Consider the following 18,868-nt stretch of genomic DNA (forward strand, 5'->3'; position numbering starts at 1 on the left):
AAAGAAGGCTTAGGTCAGAGTATCTTGCCTTCTTCCTTCATCCTCACGAGCCTGGTTATGTAGCCCGCTATCCTGTTCCTGATGGTTTTGCTCTGGACTGTGGTGAGCTCCTGAACCATCCTCTTGTTGTGCTCAAAGTCCCTCGTGAACTTATCCGGATAGCGGTCAAACAGCTCGCGAGCAACCCTCTTGATGAAAGCCTGCTTGATGTTCCCCATTTCGATCCCTCCGTTATCTTGACTGAAACCATAGCCAAATTCAGGCACTCGTTTTAAAACTTTTCCCTCAAGGGAGAAGCTCCTCTATCCTCTTCCCAAGCCTCACAAAGTAGCCCCTCTCGTAGACCACCTCTCCATTAACAAGGACCGCCTCCACGTCGCTTCCCCTCGCTGAATAGACAATATGGGAGTACGGATTCTCCGGAGGTGTAAACCACGGCTTTCTGCCGTTTATCAGTAGAAGATCCGCGAGGTAGCCCGGCCTAATCAGGCCAACGGCAATACCCAAAGCTCTGGCCCCGTTAACCGTTGCCAGCCTCAGAACTTCCCTGGCGGAGATAGAACGAGGTTTCCCTGACATCAGATTCGAGAACAGGGCCATGCACCTCATCTCCGCAAACATGTCGATGGAACCAACAGGGTTGGGAGAATCTGTTCCAAGGGCCACGTTAAGGCCGAGCTCCACCAACCGGGGGAGATTTACCGTTTTTGCTTCGAGCTCAACGTTGCTGGAGGGGCAGTGGACAAGGGTAGAACCCGAGGAAGAAAGCGCTTTCATTTCGTTCTCTAACAGGTAGACCCCGTGAACACCAATGAGGCGCTCGTTGAGAACGCCCGCCCTATGCAGGAACTCAACGGGCTTCAGGTTGTATCTTCTGCGAAGTTCCCTTACCTCCCCTCTGCTCTGGGCCAGATGTATGTGAACCCTGCCATCTTCCTCTTCAGAAACTTTCGAGATCTCCGACATCAGTTCCAGGCTTACCGTGTTGGTTGCGTGGGGTGCAAGGGTTGGGACAACAAGGTCGCTCCTTCCGCGCCATCTCTTAAAAAACCTGAAACCCTCTTCGGGAGCAGCGTGTGGAAAATCCACAAGATCAATTATCGTGTGCCCGACAAAAGCCCTGATGCCTATCGTTTCGGCCGTTCGGGCTATTTCTTCCGCAAAAAAGTAGTGGTCGTTTATCGTAGTTGAGCCGTTTGCAATGGCTTCCGTCATTCCAAGGAGGGTCCAGTTCCGTATTTCCTCTCTGGTCCATTCCCTTTCCCTTGGCCAGATTATCTTCTCCAGCCATTCCTGAGTTGGCATGCTTTCACCGATGCCTCTAAACCTAGCCATCGCCACATGAGTGTGAGCGTTGATCAACCCGGGCATCACAAAGAACCCGTTCCCGCCGTAAACCCTCTCCGGGCCGAACTCTCCAACCCTCTCAGCGGGCACGACTTTGGCTATTTTGTTGCCCTCCACCAAAACGGCGTGATCCGGAAGGACCTTCTCGGCATCGACGATGGTTCCAACCAAGGCCAGCACTGTCCACCACCCTCTGTTGTATTGGCAATCCATTGATTAAACCTTTTGTCGTTTTGTCATCTAAAGACCCAAAGGATTTAAATCCCCGATCACAAAGGGAATACCATGCCCCCGGTAGTTGAGATAAACGACAGAATCACGGTACTTTTGCTCTGGCTTAATTGACGCTCTTCTCCAATACACTTGTCTGGACCAAATTAGTTAGCGTTATAAACTCGAGTTCAAAGCCTTTGGAGGTGGTAACTGTGATCGATAAGATTTACTGCGCCGATGTTAGGCCCGAACTGGAGGGTAAGAGGGTTAAACTCGCTGGCTGGGTTTACAGGAAGAGGGAAGTCGGAAAAAAGGTCTTCATAGTCCTCAGAGACTCCAGTGGAATAGTCCAGGTGGTCTTCTCAAAAGACCTGAGCGAAGAGGCCTACAGGGAAGCGAAGAAACTCGGCATCGAATCGAGTGTAATCATCGAGGGGACTGTTAAGGCCGACCCGCGCGCCCCCACTGGTGCGGAAGTTCAGGCAGACAAACTTGAGGTAATCCAGAACGTCGAGTTCTTCCCGATCACCAAGGATGCAAGCCAGGAGTTCTTACTGGACGTGAGGCACCTCCACCTCCGCTCTCCAAAGGTAGCGGTCATAATGAAGGTCAAGGCCACGCTGATGCAGGCAGCCAGAGAATGGCTCCTTCAGGACGGCTGGTACGAGGTCTTCCCGCCGATATTGGTTACGGGAGCGGTTGAAGGCGGTGCCACGCTCTTCAAGCTCAAATACTTCGACAAAACTGCTTACCTCAGCCAGTCCGCACAGCTCTACCTTGAGGCGGCAATCTTCGGCCTCGAAAAGGTCTGGTCGCTCACGCCTAGCTTTAGGGCCGAGAAGAGCAGAACGAGGAGGCACTTAACTGAGTTCTGGCACCTCGAGCTCGAAGCCGCCTGGATGGACCTCTGGGACATCATGAAAGTCGAGGAAGAGCTGGTAAGCTACATGGTGCAGAGAACCCTGGAGCTCAGGAGGAGCGAGATCGAACTCTACAGGAAGGACGACATCAAAACCCTCAAGAACACTGTCCCTCCCTTCCCGAGGATAAGCTACGACGAGGCGATAGAGGTACTCCAGAGCAAGGGCGTCAACATAGAATGGGGCGATGACATGGGAGCAGATGAAGAGAGAGTCCTAACTGAGGAGTTCGAGAGCCCGTTCTTCGTCTACGGCTATCCAAAGCACATCAAGGCATTCTACATGAAGGAAGACCCGAGCGACCCGAGAAAAGTCCTCGCGGCAGACATGCTGGCTCCAGAAGGCTACGGCGAAATCATCGGCGGTTCCCAGCGTGAGGACGACTACGACAAGCTGGTGCAGAGAATCCTTGAGGAGGGCATGAAGCCGGAGGACTACCAGTGGTACCTCGACCTCAGGAAGTACGGCTCGGTTCCGCACAGCGGCTTCGGTCTCGGCCTGGAGAGGCTCGTTGCATGGGTTCTCAAGCTCGACCATGTCCGCTGGGCCACGCTCTTCCCGAGGACGCCGAGCAGGCTCTACCCCTGATCTAATGTGTTACATCTTTTTGATTTTTCTTCTCTGCTTTTGTCGTCAGATCTTTTTTCGATAAAGGTCAAGGTGTTAAATTGATGAGGCAACAATCGGTTTCTAGTCCTCCCAAATTTATACCCCACTAGTACTACTAAGACCATGCCAAAGAGAAATAATATATAAACTCCCTTAACAGTTCCCACAGATATTAGATTTACAATTGAAGATCCTTGATTTGAGGTTATAGTCTTCAAAATAGTCCCAACCTCATCAATTGAGTGGGAAACAAAAGAATAAATTTTCTCAAATCTTAAACTGGGAAGGATTGCTATTAAAATAGTCAATACAGAAGAAAACACGTTCTTTTTTGTAAAAATTCCCCCCGATATAAATAACAGCAGTACCCATGATGTAAGAAAACCCAAGAAGATCCCAGTTAGAAAAATTAGCAACACAATCAACACCAAGGATGAAAGATTAAAATGCCTCACAACTCCTGAAATGCCTATTGCTACATATTCAAAAAGTTTCGCACTAAGAAAAACAGATGCCTCATAAATAAAAAGAAGCAGAATGATTTCACCAATAATTCCCATTTTAGAGTTTAACTTAAGGAGTAAACCCCATATCGTATTTTTAAGTAGTTCATTTCCTCTAGCTCTCCTGCATACTACTGGAGAGTTAGAGCGCGGTGCATAGTACCAGAAAAGTTTGCATAACACCCAAATACTCCCCAATAAACCCAAGATCCAACCTGCCAATACTGCTACCAACATTAGCCATCCATCATGTCCCATAACCATTAAATGTTATGCCTAGCTTATGGATATAAATAACTTTCTATTCCAAATCATTGTTAGAACCTCAAAAAGCAGTAGTCAACGACATTCCGCCAGCGCTTTCGTCAGAAAGGGCTGATTGGGGGGTGTGGGGGCGTCAGCCCCCCAGTGGTTTAAGAAAAACGGGGTTGCGGGGTGAAACCCCGCATCGGGGGTTTGAGAGTACAGGAAGCTTTTAGAAAAAGCTTCACCAAAGTTTGTGATTCCTAATTGAGATTCTACTCCCAGAGGATTTCAAGTGAATTCGTAGCATTAACGAGGGATTCTCTGGAGAGACTCCCATTGAAAGGGTTCACTCTCACCGCGCTCCTTTGGAGCGCTAAAAAGGCGAACCCACTTGAAAAACGCTCCGGATAAAGAATCCACTCTCAAAAAGCAACTTTAACGAGAAATCCTGCCAAAATTGCCATTTTAAACAAGAATCACAAATTTTCCGTCAACGCTTTGCGTCAGCAAAGGGTTGTATGGTGGGCCCGCGGGGATTCGAACCCCGGACCTCCGCCGTGTGAGGGCGGCGTCATAACCAGTCTAGACCACGGGCCCGTCCCGTCTAATGGAACGGGAACGCCGTTATAAATTTTTCGTCATCTCAACCGCGGAAACTTTTTAACCCTCCCGTCCATCCCCCGCCGGAGGTGAGAGCTTGAAAATACTGTGGGCACCATGGAGAATAGAGTACATACGCTCACCAAAGCATGAAGGCTGCATATTCTGCGACTTTCCAAAAGAGAACCGCGATAGGGAAAGGTTAATCCTCTACCGCGGGAAGCACAGCTTCGTGATAATGAACAACTACCCCTACAACCCGGGCCATGTCATGATCGCCCCATACAGGCACGTTGGGAAGTGGGAAGACCTCACTGATGAAGAGCTCCTCGAGATTATGAAGCTCTCCCAGCTCATGATAAGGGCCCTAAAGAAGGCCATGAACCCGGACGGCTTTAACCTCGGAGTTAACCTCGGTCGCGTTGCCGGGGCAGGTATAGACGACCACGTCCACCTCCACATAGTGCCAAGGTGGAACGGGGACACTAACTTCATGCCAGTAATAGCGGACACGAAGGTCATCCCCGAGTCCCTGCAGGAAGCCTACGACGAACTGAAAAAGGCAATAGAAGAAGTACTAAAGGAGTAATGGCCTCAGGAGTGGTGGCCCTCAGCACTTCTCAGTGCCGGGCCAACCGCTCATCATCGGCCTTTCCCTTTTAGCTAAGCCTCTTTCTCATGAACTCCTCGAACCTGCTCATTGCCTCCTCAAGTATCTCCACCGGCGGCAGGAAGACTATCCTGAAGTGCCATTCACCGGCCCTTCCAAACCCTGACCCGTGGACGAAGAGAACATGGGCCTCGTGGAGAACATCAAGAACGAACTCCTTATCGCTCTTCCACTTCGAGCGCTCCTCTATCCTCGGGAAGATGTAGAATGCTCCCTGGGGCTTCTGAGTGCTTACTCCGGGAATTTCTGTCAGGCGTTTGTAGATGTAGTCCCTCCTCTCACGGAGCTTTTTCATGTACTCTTCGAGGTAATCCATCGGGCCGGTCAGGCCGGCTATGGCAGCGAACTGAGCCGGTGTGCTCGGGCATATTCTTATACGCATGAGCTTGTCAATAGCTTCTCTGACCTCAGAGAGTTTGTCCTCGGGGTCAACGTAGTAGAAGTAGCCCAAACGCCAGCCGGTTGCGAAATAAACCTTTGAGAGACCGTTCATAACTATTACCGGGACGTCCTTAGTGAGCGAGCCGGGGGAAACATGCTTTCCTTCATAGGTCATGAGATCGTATATCTCGTCGCTTATAACGGGTAAATCGTACTCTCCTGCAAGATCAAGGATGGCTTTTACGGTTTTCTTTTCGTAGAGTGCACCCGTCGGGTTGTTGGGGTTTATCACAGCTATAGCCTTCGTCCTCTCGTTTATTCTCTTCCTCATATCGTCTATATCGGGCTGCCAGCCGTTCTCCTCTATTGTATCATACTCGTTGGGGATTCCCCCATAAAACTTAACCAAGCCAGTATACGGTGGATAGCTCGGACTCGGTACGAGGATGTTGTCACCGGGGTCAAGTAAACCACCGAATATGAGCTGAAGTGCTTCGGTAACGGCCGTGGTAACGCGGACATCGTCAGGAGTTATGTCAACGCCGTTCTTCCTTTTCTCGCGCTGGACGACGGCTTCCCTCATCTCCGGAAGGCCCTCGCTCGGGCCATAGTAGTTGTGTCCTTCCTTTATGGCGCGACAATAGGCTTCCTGCATGTGCTCCGGTGGCTGGAAGTCGTACTTCCCGGGGTCGCCTATGTTGAGACGGATGACCTTTATCCCCTTCTTTTCGAGCTCCCTGGCGGGAAGAACAACATCCCTTATGGCGTATTCAACGCCCATGGCCCTCTCAGACGGACGAATCATTTCAATCACCACCTTAATGATGAGACCTCATTCATAAAAACCTTTTCATACCTTTCGCTTTGCGTGGCCACCAAACTTCCCAAAAATTTTATAACAATCGAATGGAAGCGCCTCCTATGAACATTCTAATTCCCCTCTCCCTTGGTCTCGTCCTCGGATACGCGCTACGTGGCAAAAGCTCTTTCAGGGCTATAAGGAGAGACGTTCCTTTAAGTGCGACGGTTTTGCTCCTTGTATTCCTTATGGGAGTCGAAACAGGGAAAGTCGAAATCGATGCTGGCTGGCTTACAGTCTCTTCTGCCGTTTTTGCCGTGCTGACCTCCGCTGGTAGTCTTCTCTTTGGTTTTCTCCTCTGGAGGTGGTTGAAGTGAGCCGCTTCTCGGCCCTTGTTCTTACCTCCCTAACACTCGGCTTCATAACCGGCAGAATTTTATCCCCAGACCTTGGAGCCCTCTATGAGTGGGTTCTCTACGCCTTGATTTTTCTGATAGGTCTGGATCTAGGAATGGAATTCGACTTCAATGCCCTGAGAAAATCGGGGCGTTTGGGACTTTCTCTTGCTGTTACAACAATTCTAGGGTCTATAGCGGGGGCACTCCTTGGTGGACTTCTCTTGGATATCCCCATAAGGTACGCCTCGGCGATAGGGGCTGGCTGCGGCTGGTACTCGATAACCGGCCCGATAATAGCCCAATACTCGGCCATTTACGGCACGCTGGGATTTCTTGCCAACCTACTCCGGGAAATCCTCACCGTCACGCTCTACCCCTTCCTTGTAAGGTGGATCCCTCCAGAAGTAGGCCTCACCATAGGTGGGGCAACGACAATGGACACGACGCTTGGGGTGATAGCAAAGACGGGAGGAAAAGAAGTCTCCCTCGTTGCGTTCATCCACGGTTTCGTGATAACCATGCTGGTGCCTTTCCTTCTACCACTAATACTGGGAGGGGGGTAAAGATAAGAAAAAAGCTCACTCCTTCCAGCGCGGGTTGTCCACTACCTTGACTTCTCCGTTCTCCTCGATGACGATCTTAGAGAAGCCCTTGTCCTTTATAGATCCGTAGTCATGGCCGGCATCCGCTGGATAGACCGCGAGGAAGATGAACGGCTCGTCGCCGGTGTTCACCGTTCTGTGCGCCCAGTAGGGTGGAACGTAGACGACGGTTCCAGGTCCCATAGGTATCCACTCGGCCTCCCCTTCCGGTGTCTGAAGGAGCATTCCGCCCTTCCCCTTGATACCGTAGTATATCTCAGCCCTGTCGGCCTTTGAGTGGAAGTGTCCCTTCGTGAAGAAGAACTCCTTACCGACCTTACCGGGATAGAGAACTGTGGTTGCGAAGTTAAGGTCGCCTTCCTTCTCTTCCTGTTCCACCGCGTAGACCTCGTAAACGACCGGGTCGTCCTTGAGGAGCTCGTTGTAGGCATCCTCATCGAGGAAGTAGCCCTTGAGGTCGCTGAGCCTCCTGACGAGCTTTTTGGCCCCGGGAATTACACCAGTTTCAAGATCGATGTTAATTCCAATTGGTTTCTTGTACTCCATAAGCATTCACCGGGGTAAGATAACTCAAGACCCTATTTAACCTTTCCCTTTTGTATCACCAGCAGTGTTACAGAAGGGCCATGAATGTGTAAGCAACCCCTATCATAATCGCCCAGTAGGCAACGTTCCACCTCATTACCTTCCAGCCATCCAGAGGAGGGATAGGCCAGAGGTTGAAGAAAGCCACCCACAGGTTTACGGACGATGTAAAATACACCACCTTAAGAGCCCATCCACTCAATGGAAGAGCGTATAAAAGTGCAACTCCAGCCACTCCGAGCAGAAGGTTCGTCAGTGGGCCGGCTGCCGCTATCTTACCAAATGCCCGGGGATCGTGGTAGGTGTACAGTCCCCTGATCTGAAGGGCACCCAGGGCGGCGAATATCCAGGTCTCTCCAGTAAGAAAGCGGGACAAGATACCTATGATAATGGCCAAGATTATTCCCAGATCCCATCGGCGGTAATAGGCTATAAAGCCGTACCGCCCTGCCAGATGTTTATGGGCAAGCTCGTGGAAGACAAAACTCAGAAGAACGGCTATTCCAGCATAGGGGACGTTTTTTAGTTCAAAGTTTGAAAATAGCAGGGTGAGCACAAAAAAAGACAACGTCAAATCCTCGAACTCGCGATAATTCATCTAGCTTTCACCTCAATTTTCTTGCCGAGAACAAGCTCGGCCGCTTTCACTGCAGCACCCCCAGTTCCAACGGCTATTCTAACCTGGTCGGCTGGAACATAGACGACTATCTTATCCCCATCGTACTCAACATCCAAGATCTCGACGTTGAGCATTCTCCTGAGCTTTTCGAAAGTCTCGTCCATAGTTCTCCCCCGGATGATGTTGAAGGATGATTATAAAAGTTTCACGGTGAGTTCAGTCAAAAGCCGAATTCAGGAGACGCTCAATGCCTTCCCTGTGTCCTAGACCAACAACGGCAACTACCTTTGGCTTCCTGGTTACGGCAAAGAGGTTCCTGACTATCGAGACGAGGTTCCTCGCCATGATTGCGTTTCGCTCTTCGACCAGAACCCTGTAAAGGTAGGGATACCTCCTTCGAAACTCAAGAGTCATCCACCGGTAATCGTCCATAGGGTTGGCGAGCGTTTCCGCTCCACCAACCAAGGGCAAAAACACCGAAAAGCCCTCCAATAGGAGAAGTAACTTCTCCCTCCTGGGGGCAGCAAGGATTTTGGCCAGAATAGTTCTAATGTCTTCATCTATAAGGTACAGAGGGATCCCCATCTCCCTGGCGGCTTTCACAGCCGCGATCATTTCACCACCGGGTTCCATTCCAAACTCCTTTCCGAGAACTTCCTCAAACTTCGTCAGTAGATAACCAACCAATCCACCTCGACCGAGTTTAAGGCTTGTTACGAAGTCTGCCTTCTCTCCAGAGAGAAGAGAGTGGAAGCGAAGTGGATCTAGCTCGACCGCTACGGCGGTGGGCCTTTCCTTTTTTATTGCGGAAACAACCTCCTCCCTGCTGAGAGGAGAGACGTGCATCGTCCCTATCACCTTCACATAACGCAGGTAGTTCATGAGGCTCCCTCCAGGACGTTCCCGAGCTTCCAATGGTCAGATTCAACTGTCAGAAGATCGAAATCTTTTGGAACAATAAAGTCCACGTCGCACAGTTCAGTGGCTTTGGACAGGTATTCATCATGGGAATAGCGGAAGGCCCTGTGGAAGAGGGCGAGGAGTTTTACCTTTGCCTTTTTTGCCACTTCACAGGCCTCCTCGACTGTGGAATGATAGCTCTCCCCCCTATCCTCAGGAACCAGGTAGGTTGCATCATGGATAAGAAGATCCGCTTTTTCGGAAAAGAGAACCACCCTTTCACAGGGTGCCGTATCGCCGGTGTAAACCAGTTTAACGCCCCTTCTCCGAGGTCCCGTCACATCCTCCAAACGGATGATCCTGCCGTTCAACTCGATTTGACCCTCGCGCTCGAGCTTTCCAAGTAAGGGCCCGGGTTTCAGTCCATAAACCTTTAACTTTTCCGGGAGGAACTTCCCGCGCCTGTCTTTCTCCTTGAATACGTAGCCAAGAGCCGGAATCCCGTGTTCAACTCTGAAACTCCATACCTCATACCCATCGAACTTTAGCCTGGCCTCTCCGAGTTCGTGGACGTGGATATCAAAGACGGGCCTAAAAAAGCCGCTGTTGATAAAGTTCCGGACGAACTCGAAGGTGTGCTTTGGCCCGTAGATGTGAAGGGGCTTCTTTCTGTTCCAGAGGTTCATGGTCTGGAGAAGCCCCCCAAGACCGAGATAGTGGTCACCGTGGAAGTGAGTTATAAATATCTTATCTATTTTCATCGGGCTGAGCTTTGCGATGTTCATCTGCCGGATTGTTCCCTCCCCAGCGTCAAAGAGTAGGATTTCACCCCTGTACCTCACCGCTATTGAGGGAACGTTCCGTTCCCTGTTCGGCATTATACCCCCCGTCCCGAGAAAGTAGATCTGTACCATGTTTGAAAATCCCCCTGCCGTCTTAAAAGCTCTACCCTCGGAAAGAGTTAAAACCCACAAGCTCATAGATTTTACCGGTGAAGCAAATGGAAGAAATCATGAGAGCTATTGAGGAGAAAGACACAAAGAAACTCGCCAGCCTTCTCTACTACAAGGTAGACGAACTCAGCGACGAGCAGCTCGAGGATATCCTTAAAAAGGTTGAAGAGCTGGCCCTGGAAAAAAAGGACTACGAACTTTACAAGCTGGTCGTCTATTACTATCACGAGTTCCTCGAGGTGGACAAGATAAGCGAGTTCGAGGAGGTGGCAGAGAAGGAAGGTTCGTTCGAAGCTAAGTTCCACTTGGCTGACCTTTATTTCCTCCTCGGAGAGCTTGAGAAAAGTTTCGCCCTGTATCAGTCTCTCCTGGAGGAAGAGATAGCCAAAGGAAACACCGAGCACGTTGCAGAGATTTACTACAACATGGCGCTGATTCAGGAGGAGCTTCAGGACTACGAAAAGGCCTACGAACTTCTCGAACTGGCGGAAAAGAAATACGAAGAGCTGAAAGACGAGGAAAAGATCCTTCATATACAGGTCTACAAAGCCTACGTGAAGTTCGAAATGGGGGACATCTACGAGGCAAAGGCCATGCTCGGTTCTCTACTTCCCAGGGTAGTTGAGACAGGAAACAACGCACTCCTGGCTGAGATACACCTTACATTTGAGGAGATATTCGAGGAGAAAGATAACTACGAGGCGGCGCTCCAGGAGTGCCTGTATGCAATGCTGAGGGCCAAAGGAACGGAGTACTACGATGTCGCCTTCGATGCACTTGTCGATGTTCTGTGGCAGCTCTTCCTTGAGGACAACTTCGAGACTGTATACAACAACATCGACATGTTTAAGAACGCGTTTCCGGAGCTGGCGGAGTTCTTCGAGGGCGTTAAGTACTTGGCCCTCTTCAAGGACGGAAAAGTTGAAGAAGAAAAGCTCCGGGAAATCATCGAACAGGTTAAGGACAGGAGACTCTTAGACCTTCTGGAGTTCCTTGGTGAGGCAGAGCTCTGAGGCCTTCTCCATTATCTTTTCTCCAACGGGATCGCTACCTCCCAGCCTCTGATAAAGGTTGTAGTTCTCACAAATCCTGTCGCACAGTCTTTTGGCCAGATTGACGTTCGAATTTACTGCCACTTTGAGTCTCGTAAAATCAACGGCCATCTCGATCAGCGCGCAGTCAGCTCTGCTGAACGGTCGGGGAACCAGAGAGCCTTCGATTATGCCAAGAACGTCCAGAGCACATGTTAAAACCCTCGTCCTACCAAGCTCATCTTCATGATCCTTCAGCTTCCAGTTTACCCGCCCATAGAACCCGGGAATCCCCTCAACCCACCTGAATTCTCCCCGTCTCACCAGGGTAAGGCCTTCCTTGGGAGGCATGTTTAGAGCAAGTCTAACTATTAGGCCGGCGTCGTTAGTAATCTGCAGGGAAGCGTAGGGGTGCCTTTTGATCTCCTCCGCGCTCTTTCCTCCAAAGAGCTTGAAGAAAAGAGTACCGCCCCTTCTAATCACTCCAACGGGTGTTACATTTGACTGGGTGACGAGAAGCATCTCGTAAACCTGTCCCTCAGATAGAAAATCCAAGAGGGGGATCATTGAAAATCCCTCAATCCTCTGTTTGGGGTGGAACCATATGCCGTCTCCCGGATTTTAGAACCTGACCGGTTATATGGATTTTGGTCGGGATAAGTTTAAAAATACCTGATTTTAAATTCAAAACCAGGGAGAACACATATGAGCAGCCAACGAACCGAAAAAGCCGTGATTGCCAGGGATTTAGCGATATATTACGGTTCCAAACCTGCTTTGGAAGGAGTTACATTTGATCTCAACGCAGGCGAAACTCTATTACTCCTGGGCCCAAACGGGGCAGGAAAGACCACCCTTCTGAAAACGATAGCGGGTTTTCACGACAAATACGAAGGTGTCATATTGGTTTTTGGAAGAAAACCGGAGGAAAGCAGGGATTTCATCTCTTACGTCCCCCAGAGCTTCTCACTCAACGAAAAGGTGCCCCTATCGGTGATAGAGGTAGTTGCCATGGGGGCGCTGTACAAATCCGGAATAGTCCACAGAAAAATTCCCGAGGAGATCATAAAAAAATCGGAAAAGGCCCTTTCCTTCGTTGGGCTGGAGGACATAAAGGACAAACCATTCAAAAACCTGAGTGGCGGACAGAAGCAGAGGGTTCTTCTTGCGAGGGCATTGATAAGCGACCCAAAGCTACTCCTCCTGGATGAGCCGCTCTCGGCTCTGGACCCATCAGCCCGGGCCGAGGTTGCGTCAGTTCTGAACAAAATCAAAAAGAAAAAGGGCATCTCCATGATAATAACAACCCACGACATAAACCCCCTCCTCGAGATAGGGGACTGGGTAATGCTCATAAACAGGAGAATGATAGCTTTCGGCCCTCCAGATGATGCGCTGAGGGAAGAAATTATTAAGACAGTCTACGGCCCAATGGCCAAGGTAATAAAGGTCGAGGACAAGCTGTACTGCCTTACCGGAGACTTCCATATCCATCTCCCCGGGGGGAAGAAGCCATGATTCCGGAGTTCATAGTGAGAGCAGTAATAGCCAGTATCACGGTGAGCGTTCTACTGGGACTGCTAAGCCCGCTGATAAACATGAAAGGACTTGCCTTTCTAACCCATGCATTATTCCATGCCCTCCTGCTGGGGGCAGTTTTGGGGATGATACTCGGACTTCTGCTAAACAACTACGCGCTGGTAACTTTCGTGGCGATGCTGGTGACTCTGGCGATAGTTTTGACAATAGCCCACCTGGAGCACATAGGCTTTTCCCCGGATTCCTCAGTTGGAATAATAGCCAGCTTCGTTGCTGGACTAACGGTTCTGGGATTTGGGGTACTCTACAAGATCATGGCAACCAAGCCGTATTATCCCCTAACTCAAAACGTCGTCTCTTACCTGACGGGTGAGCTCTTTCTAATCAGCTCCAGAGACCTTGAGATACTGAGCGCAGGCGGCTTTTTGATAACTCTCATCATACTTCTGTTCTACCGCGACTTTCTCTACTTGAGCTTCGATCCGGAGGGTATAGACGGCCACGGCGGAAATTCCAGGATGTATTTGGTGATCCTCTACGCCATAGTCGGAATGACCGGAGCCCTCATAGTCCAGAGCGTTGGACTAGTCACCCTTCAGGTTGTGGCCGTCCTTCCAGGGGCAATAGCTCTGATGCTAAGCGACAACGCCAGAAAGATCGTCGCCATCAGCCTGCTGGTTACTCTCACGGTTCAGCTCGTTTCGGTTGGAACGGCTTACTTTACGGCCATCCCGCCCAGCGGAATAGCAACCATACTGCTGGGCTTGATATACGGAGCACTGCTCACGAGGAGATGAAAGTGGGAAGGAAAATTGCGGGAATAGACGAAGCCGGAAGGGGCCCTGTAATCGGCCCCATGGTTATCGCGGCGGTTGTTTTTGACGAGGTCAATCTGCCTAAACTTGAAGCACTCGGAGTTAGAGACTCGAAAAAGCTGACACCCAAAAGGAGAGAAAAACTCTTCAATGAAATTCTTAAAATAGCGGACGATTACGTCATCCTTGAGCTCTCCCCGGAGGAGATAGACTCCAGAGAAGGAACGCTCAACGAATTCGAGGTAAACAACTTCGTAAAGGCCCTCAACTCCCTTAAAGTTAAACCGGACGTTATATACATAGACGCCGCGGATGTCAAGGAGGAGCGGTTTGGGGAAGAAATAGGGAAGCTCCTTAACTTTAAGGCCGGAATAATAGCAGAGCACAAGGCCGACGACAAATTCCCCCCAGTTTCAGCTGCTTCAATAGTAGCCAAAGTAACTCGTGACAGGGCTATAGAGCGGTTGAAGGAGGAATATGGGGAGATAGGAAGCGGATATCCCAGTGATCCAAGAACAAGAGAGTTTTTGATGAGCTACTACAAGAAGCACGGAGAGTTTCCACCGATAGTCAGGAGGACGTGGAAGACCCTCAAAAAGATCAAGAGGGCTGGACAGCTGAGCATAGAGGAGTTTCTGAAGGAAAAAAGAAAGAACTAACTGGGTTTCCTTGGAAGTCCTCCTTCTCTAGTCCGGATTGAAGTCTTCTTTGGCCTTCTAACGCCTTCTCTAACCCGAACGGTCGGTGGGAGTGGAATGGAGGGTAGATACACCTCTCCTGGGATTTTCTGGCTCTTTCTGAGTTTACTCTCCGCGTATTCAACAAAGCGCTTCACCTTTAAGACCCTGCCGAGCCAGAGGAGGTAGGTGAGAAGGGACTCCTCGAAGGCCTCCCACTTTACAAGGTCGTAGAGGAACACGCCCATTATAACCGTCGCCTCGGGAACCAGGGCAGTGGCGTAGAAGCTGAACTGGGTTTTGCCGCCCATAGCGTACTGGAGGGCAAAGAGCAGCAATGTGCTCCAGAACACTCCAAAGGGTATAAGGGCGCCTTCACCACGCCTCCTCCAGACGTAGGGAACCGCAAAGACAGCGACTATGGTGAAGAGCATAAGAGTTGGACTAGTGTTGGCAACTATATCGGGATCAAAGTGGAAGTGGAAGGGGTTGGCGTTGTAGAACCACTGCCAGAAGGGAGACGTCCAGGGGTTTTCACCCTTGTAACTAAGGTGCCATTTGAAGCTTCCAAGGAAGTCCCTCAGCCACGGATCAAAGCCCTGAACCTTTATTATTGGGATCTCTGGGATCAGGAAGCCCAGGAGCGGAAGGAAAACTGCCGCGGTGACGAGATACGCTAACTCCCTGACGGCGTCTCTGCTTGAATATGAGAACTCCGCAAGGGCCACCACAGTGAGACCAAGCAAAACCAAGAAGTAGCTTTTCTCCCAGTAGGCAGCCCGGTACTCGGCGTAGGCAACTATCGTGCCTCCAATTAGCACAGTTACGATTATTATCCTGGCAACTTTTCTCCAGTCAACCCTTAGAGCTAGGTCCCTAACCAACTTCAGGAAGAAAATCGGATAACCAAAGGCACCGCTGACTTTGGTAGCCCCGGCAAGTCCGGCAGAGAACCCAGCGCCCATATCTCTCGAATACACGAAGAGGAACACGAAGAGGGCAACAAAGAAGGCAACGTAGATGTCCAGCATTGCGGTAACAGCTGTAGCCTGCAGGAGCGGATCAACAGCCGCAAAGAACAGCGCGATTAAGGAAGCGATATAACTGCGAGTTATTCTGTAAGCAGTCAGCAGAACGAGAAGCTGCAGAAGACCGTAGAGGATTATCCCAGGGATTCTCCATACTAGGGGCCTGTCCCCACCGAGGATCATGGCCAGCATTATGAAATCCTTCCCTAGGAAGGGATGTTCAGTGTTGAGATAGTTCTGTATCCTCTCAGCATCTGGATACCTGAAGCCGGTAACCACGTAGAAGTCGTCTTGAGGTATCTTTTTCTCCAGGTAAGCGAGAAAATCGTCCAGGTTATTCTGAGGAATTTCAACGTAGACGGCCGGGAACTTCTGGTAATTAACCCTAGCCGATAAGTTGCCTTTAAACCTCAACATGGCGCCTTCGACCACGTCCCGATAGCGAAGCTTCGCCTCGTCGTCCTTGAAGATCACGTTAACTCCCTCGTAGCCGTTGTGGATGTAATGCAACTGAAAACCGAGCCTGTGAAGGACGTTTCGCGAAGCAGAGACGTACCAGACCTCATCTCCAACGTAGTCGACCAGGTCTGCCCTGGATGCAGTATCGTAAGCGTACCAGAGGGAGGCCCCCATCATGCCGATGGCAAGGAGAAGGAAAACAACGAATTTTATCTTGCCCATCCGATCCATGTTACCACCCACCAGTCGTTGGAACAATGACTTTTAAGCTTCTTGTCCCGCGCAAGCTTTAAAATATCTCCACCTATCTGGAACGATGATGGAGATAACCGAAGAGCTGATAAAGCTGGCAGAGGAACTAATAAGGAAGGGCTATGGTGAGAAAAAGCTTCGAGCCAGCCTGGGGAAGGACTGGAAGCTCATAGCTGAGATAGCCAGGGCCAGAATAAGGGCGAAGGATAAGTTCTCCAGGAACGACCTTTGGATGGATCTGGAAGGGCTCCGCTATGCAACACACGAGGTTGTGGCAAAATACCGCGCTGAGAGGCTTGAGGAGTTTGGAATTAAAAGCATCGCCGATGTATCCTGTGGAATAGGGATTCAAATCATCTTCTACGCAATGAAAGTTGATAGAGCCTATGGAATCGACATTGACCCGCTCAAGATAGAGTTCGCCAGGAGAAACGCCAAAAAATACGGTGTTTCAAACATCGAGTTCATAAACGCCGACTCACTGGCTCCTGAAACCATCGATAGAATTGATGCCGAGGTCGTTTTCTCCGACCCGGCCAGACCTCCAGAGATGCCCGAGAGAAAGCTTGAAGACCTCCTTCCCAGCCCCCTCGAGGTTTACACCGCCTACAAAAAGAAAACCGACGCCTTTATCTTTGATCTGCCCCCACAGATCAGGCGGGAGAAAGTGCCCTGGAAGGGCGAGTTTGAGTACATAGACATCTTTGGAGCACTCAACCGGCTTACGTTCTACACAGAACCCCTGGCAAAGGCAGAGAGAAGCGCGGTGATCCTGCCGGCGGGGGTAAGAATAGAGAGCAACCCGAACTTGGAGAACATTGTGGAGTGGGCTACGGAACCGGGTGAATACCTCTACGAGATACCTCAGAGCTTGGATTATGCCGATTTAATAAACGAACTCCTTCACGCTCTCCCGGTTGAAGCAAAAATGCTCATGAGGGAGAAAAGGCGCGTTTTGGCCACTGGAAACGAAGAAGTAAAAAGTCCCTACCTGAAGAGAACATACCACGTTGTCGGAATTCTTCCATTCCATCCGGTCAGAATAAACGATTTCCTGAGGAAAGAGGGCTTTGGAAGGGCAACGTTAAGAATAAGCGTTCCGGAGAGCGAATACTGGAGAATCAGGAAGAAGATCGAGGAAAACCTGAAGGGAGAACGGAGGGCATTCGTCTTTAAGATCGGAGAAAAGGCCGTGATAGCGGAAGAGCTATAACTCCTCAATTTTTGCGTTTCGTATCTTTTTTGACCCAATGCGAAGCTGTTTGAAATAATCAACGTGTTCAGCCGGAAGGAAAGCCTCCAGGCTGGTTTCCTTTAGGCGTTTCTTCCTTTTTCGAGGTACTTCTTCCTTCCTTATGGAAACACCCGAACCCAGGAACTCGTCTATTTTCCGGTACATGATTACAACCAGCACAGATATGCAAACAGATATAAAACTTTTCCGACGAAAGGGTTTTATCCATCAACTTCAACACCTTCAGGTGGTTGAGATGAGGATCGAAAAACTCAGGGAGTTTATAGCCGAGAAAGAGCTCGACGGCGTGCTGATAACCCACAAGCCCAACCTCTATTACTTCACGGGCTCTTCGCCGGTTCTCGGTGGCTACCTCGTTGTAACACCGGATGAGGCAGTTTTCCTAGTCCCCGAGCTGGAATACGAAGAGGCAAAAGAGACCTCAAAGGTACCCGTTGAGAAGTTCAAAACCGGAAAGGAGCTCTATGAGAGACTTTCGTCCTTCAAGCTCAGGAAGCTCGGCATCGAAGGAAGAACTAGCTTTTCCACGATTCAAACACTGAAGGAAAAGGCCAACGTTGAGGACTTTACGGCAGTGGATGACGTAATCAAGGAGCTCCGTATAATCAAAACTCCCGAGGAGCTGGAGATTATAGAGGAAGCTTGTAAAATAGCCGATCAGGCAATGCTCGTTGCTCTGGAGGAGATAAGCGAGGGTAAGCGCGAGAGAGAGATAGCGGCAAAGATGGAGTACGTCATGAAGATGAACGGAGCAGAAAAACCGGCCTTCGACACTATAATCGCGAGTGGATGGAGATCAGCCCTGCCACACGGAGTAGCGAGCGGCAAGAGGATAGAGAAGGGCGATTTGGTCGTCATCGATGAGGGAGCGCTTTATAGACACTACCACTCTGACATGACGAGAACTATCGTTGTCGGTTCGCCAAACGAAAAGCAGAAGGAAATCTACGAGATTGTTCTGGAGGCCCAGAAGAAGGGCGTTGAGGAAGCAAGGCCTGGCATTACAGCGAAAGAGCTCGACACCATCGTTAGGGACGTTATAGCCGAATACGGCTACGGAGACTACTTCATCCACTCCACCGGCCACGGAGTCGGCCTTGAGATACACGAGTGGCCGAGGGTAAGCCAGTTCGATGAGACCGTCCTTAAGCCAGGCATGGTGATAACGGTCGAGCCGGGCATCTACATCCCAAAGTTTGGGGGTGTCAGAATAGAGGACACCATAGTCATTACGGAGAACGGGGCCAGAAGGCTCACCAAGACGGAGAGGGAGCTTATTTAGGCTCGCAATTAAAAATTAAAAAGCATCCTCTGGCTTTAAGGTTTTCTTTTGAAGTTTTTGCCTCGCCTCGCGCTCAACGGTTATCAACCACACGTACATCATTGGGGTCATTATATATCACCTCCAGTGATACACAAGTTCTACACTTTAAAAACTTTTTGTTTAGGTATCACCACAAGTGATAT

22 protein-coding genes and 1 tRNA gene are annotated in these 18,868 nt (G+C 50.1%); 10 read left to right on the forward strand and 13 right to left on the reverse strand.

All coding sequences use genetic code 11. From position 1 onward, the window contains the following. Positions 1 to 14: 14 nt before the first annotated feature. Both A3K92_RS05810 and A3K92_RS05815 read right to left on the reverse strand, forming a co-directional pair. Positions 15 to 218, reverse strand: coding sequence for a 30S ribosomal protein S17e (locus tag A3K92_RS05810; protein ID WP_088885365.1), 204 nt, complete (start codon positions 216 to 218; stop codon positions 15 to 17). A gap of 67 nt (positions 219 to 285) precedes the next feature. Next, on the reverse strand, positions 286 to 1,527 hold the full coding sequence (locus tag A3K92_RS05815; protein ID WP_088885366.1) for an amidohydrolase family protein: 1,242 nt from the start codon (positions 1,525 to 1,527) through the stop codon (positions 286 to 288). A 245-nt stretch (positions 1,528 to 1,772) separates the two neighbouring features. Here A3K92_RS05815 and asnS point away from each other — a divergent pair, with 245 nt between their 5' ends. Beyond that, entirely contained in the window at positions 1,773 to 3,068 is a 1,296-nt protein-coding gene (gene asnS, locus A3K92_RS05820) for an asparagine--tRNA ligase (RefSeq protein WP_088885367.1), read from the forward strand. Here asnS and A3K92_RS05825 read toward each other — a convergent pair. Both A3K92_RS05825 and A3K92_RS05830 read right to left on the reverse strand, forming a co-directional pair. After that, positions 3,059 to 3,856, reverse strand: a complete 798-nt coding sequence (locus tag A3K92_RS05825) for a hypothetical protein (protein ID WP_157722432.1) — start codon at positions 3,854 to 3,856, stop codon at positions 3,059 to 3,061. The two genes, asnS and A3K92_RS05825, sit on opposite strands and share 10 nt — an antisense overlap. Positions 3,857 to 4,357: 501 nt before the next feature. Further along, a tRNA-Val gene (locus tag A3K92_RS05830) sits at positions 4,358 to 4,435 on the reverse strand. Between the two features lie 100 nt (positions 4,436 to 4,535). Between A3K92_RS05830 and A3K92_RS05835 the strand changes: the two genes are divergently transcribed. Continuing rightward, positions 4,536 to 5,027, forward strand: a complete 492-nt coding sequence (locus tag A3K92_RS05835) for an HIT family protein (RefSeq protein WP_088885369.1) — start codon at positions 4,536 to 4,538, stop codon at positions 5,025 to 5,027. Positions 5,028 to 5,097: 70 nt separating this feature from the next. On the opposite strand, the gene A3K92_RS05840 is transcribed toward A3K92_RS05835, so the two are convergent. After that, positions 5,098 to 6,294: a pyridoxal phosphate-dependent aminotransferase gene (locus A3K92_RS05840; protein WP_088885370.1), complete on the reverse strand. Its 1,197-nt coding sequence runs from the start codon at positions 6,292 to 6,294 to the stop codon at positions 5,098 to 5,100. Between the two features lie 116 nt (positions 6,295 to 6,410). On the opposite strand from A3K92_RS05840, the gene A3K92_RS05845 reads away from it, so the two are divergent. Together A3K92_RS05845 and A3K92_RS05850 are read left to right on the forward strand one after the other, a co-directional pair. Next, the gene (locus tag A3K92_RS05845; protein WP_088885371.1) at positions 6,411 to 6,665 is read left to right on the forward strand and encodes a hypothetical protein; all 255 of its coding nucleotides are present in this window, start codon (positions 6,411 to 6,413) and stop codon (positions 6,663 to 6,665) included. Next, positions 6,662 to 7,249: a lysine exporter LysO family protein gene (locus A3K92_RS05850; protein WP_088885372.1), complete on the forward strand. Its 588-nt coding sequence runs from the start codon at positions 6,662 to 6,664 to the stop codon at positions 7,247 to 7,249. Before A3K92_RS05845 ends, A3K92_RS05850 begins: the two co-directional genes overlap by 4 nt. A 15-nt stretch (positions 7,250 to 7,264) precedes the next feature. On the opposite strand, the gene pgiA is transcribed toward A3K92_RS05850, so the two are convergent. From pgiA to A3K92_RS05875, 5 genes are all read right to left on the reverse strand, one after another. Beyond that, positions 7,265 to 7,834: a glucose-6-phosphate isomerase gene (gene pgiA / locus A3K92_RS05855; RefSeq protein WP_088885373.1), complete on the reverse strand. Its 570-nt coding sequence runs from the start codon at positions 7,832 to 7,834 to the stop codon at positions 7,265 to 7,267. A gap of 67 nt (positions 7,835 to 7,901) precedes the next feature. After that, on the reverse strand, positions 7,902 to 8,471 hold the full coding sequence (locus A3K92_RS05860; RefSeq protein ID WP_088885374.1) for a zinc metalloprotease: 570 nt from the start codon (positions 8,469 to 8,471) through the stop codon (positions 7,902 to 7,904). Further along, entirely contained in the window at positions 8,468 to 8,656 is a 189-nt protein-coding gene (locus A3K92_RS05865; RefSeq protein ID WP_088885375.1) for a KH domain-containing protein, read from the reverse strand. Before A3K92_RS05865 ends, A3K92_RS05860 begins: the two co-directional genes overlap by 4 nt. Positions 8,657 to 8,708: 52 nt before the next feature. Further along, entirely contained in the window at positions 8,709 to 9,374 is a 666-nt protein-coding gene (locus A3K92_RS05870; RefSeq protein WP_088885376.1) for a TraB domain-containing protein, read from the reverse strand. Continuing rightward, positions 9,371 to 10,306 (reverse strand): ribonuclease Z, encoded by a 936-nt coding sequence (locus A3K92_RS05875; protein ID WP_088885377.1) that lies wholly within the window; start codon positions 10,304 to 10,306, stop codon positions 9,371 to 9,373. Before A3K92_RS05875 ends, A3K92_RS05870 begins: the two co-directional genes overlap by 4 nt. 86 nt (positions 10,307 to 10,392) lie before the next feature. Between A3K92_RS05875 and A3K92_RS05880 the strand changes: the two genes are divergently transcribed. After that, complete coding sequence (locus A3K92_RS05880) at positions 10,393 to 11,358, forward strand: tetratricopeptide repeat protein (RefSeq protein ID WP_088885378.1); 966 nt, start codon at positions 10,393 to 10,395, stop codon at positions 11,356 to 11,358. Here the strand turns inward: A3K92_RS05880 and A3K92_RS05885 are convergent. Beyond that, positions 11,320 to 11,943, reverse strand: a complete 624-nt coding sequence (locus A3K92_RS05885) for a DUF447 domain-containing protein (RefSeq protein WP_088885379.1) — start codon at positions 11,941 to 11,943, stop codon at positions 11,320 to 11,322. The genes A3K92_RS05880 and A3K92_RS05885 overlap by 39 nt on opposite strands. 138 nt (positions 11,944 to 12,081) lie before the next feature. On the opposite strand from A3K92_RS05885, the gene A3K92_RS05890 reads away from it, so the two are divergent. From A3K92_RS05890 to rnhB, 3 genes are read left to right on the forward strand one after another with little or no spacing between them, the layout of a single operon-like run. Then, entirely contained in the window at positions 12,082 to 12,894 is an 813-nt protein-coding gene (locus tag A3K92_RS05890) for a metal ABC transporter ATP-binding protein (RefSeq protein ID WP_088885380.1), read from the forward strand. Further along, the gene (locus A3K92_RS05895; protein WP_088885381.1) at positions 12,891 to 13,712 is read left to right on the forward strand and encodes a metal ABC transporter permease; all 822 of its coding nucleotides are present in this window, start codon (positions 12,891 to 12,893) and stop codon (positions 13,710 to 13,712) included. The genes A3K92_RS05890 and A3K92_RS05895 overlap by 4 nt, the downstream gene beginning before the upstream one ends. Continuing rightward, positions 13,709 to 14,389 (forward strand): ribonuclease HII, encoded by a 681-nt coding sequence (gene rnhB, locus A3K92_RS05900; protein WP_088885382.1) that lies wholly within the window; start codon positions 13,709 to 13,711, stop codon positions 14,387 to 14,389. Before A3K92_RS05895 ends, rnhB begins: the two co-directional genes overlap by 4 nt. Here the strand turns inward: rnhB and A3K92_RS05905 are convergent. Continuing rightward, a complete protein-coding gene (locus A3K92_RS05905) occupies positions 14,386 to 16,125 on the reverse strand; it encodes a dolichyl-phosphate-mannose--protein mannosyltransferase (protein ID WP_088885383.1) in 1,740 nt (579 codons plus the stop codon). The two genes, rnhB and A3K92_RS05905, sit on opposite strands and share 4 nt — an antisense overlap. 85 nt (positions 16,126 to 16,210) lie before the next feature. Here A3K92_RS05905 and A3K92_RS05910 point away from each other — a divergent pair, with 85 nt between their 5' ends. Beyond that, on the forward strand, positions 16,211 to 17,359 hold the full coding sequence (locus A3K92_RS05910; protein WP_088885384.1) for a methyltransferase domain-containing protein: 1,149 nt from the start codon (positions 16,211 to 16,213) through the stop codon (positions 17,357 to 17,359). Here the strand turns inward: A3K92_RS05910 and A3K92_RS05915 are convergent. Continuing rightward, on the reverse strand, positions 17,354 to 17,545 hold the full coding sequence (locus A3K92_RS05915; RefSeq protein ID WP_088885385.1) for a PCNA-inhibitor: 192 nt from the start codon (positions 17,543 to 17,545) through the stop codon (positions 17,354 to 17,356). The two genes, A3K92_RS05910 and A3K92_RS05915, sit on opposite strands and share 6 nt — an antisense overlap. Positions 17,546 to 17,636: 91 nt before the next feature. Here A3K92_RS05915 and pepQ point away from each other — a divergent pair, with 91 nt between their 5' ends. Continuing rightward, on the forward strand, positions 17,637 to 18,683 hold the full coding sequence (pepQ, locus tag A3K92_RS05920) for a Xaa-Pro dipeptidase PepQ (protein WP_088885386.1): 1,047 nt from the start codon (positions 17,637 to 17,639) through the stop codon (positions 18,681 to 18,683). Positions 18,684 to 18,868: the final 185 nt, after the last annotated feature.

The organism is Thermococcus gorgonarius (assembly GCF_002214385.1).
Lineage (GTDB): Archaea > Methanobacteriota_B > Thermococci > Thermococcales > Thermococcaceae > Thermococcus > Thermococcus gorgonarius.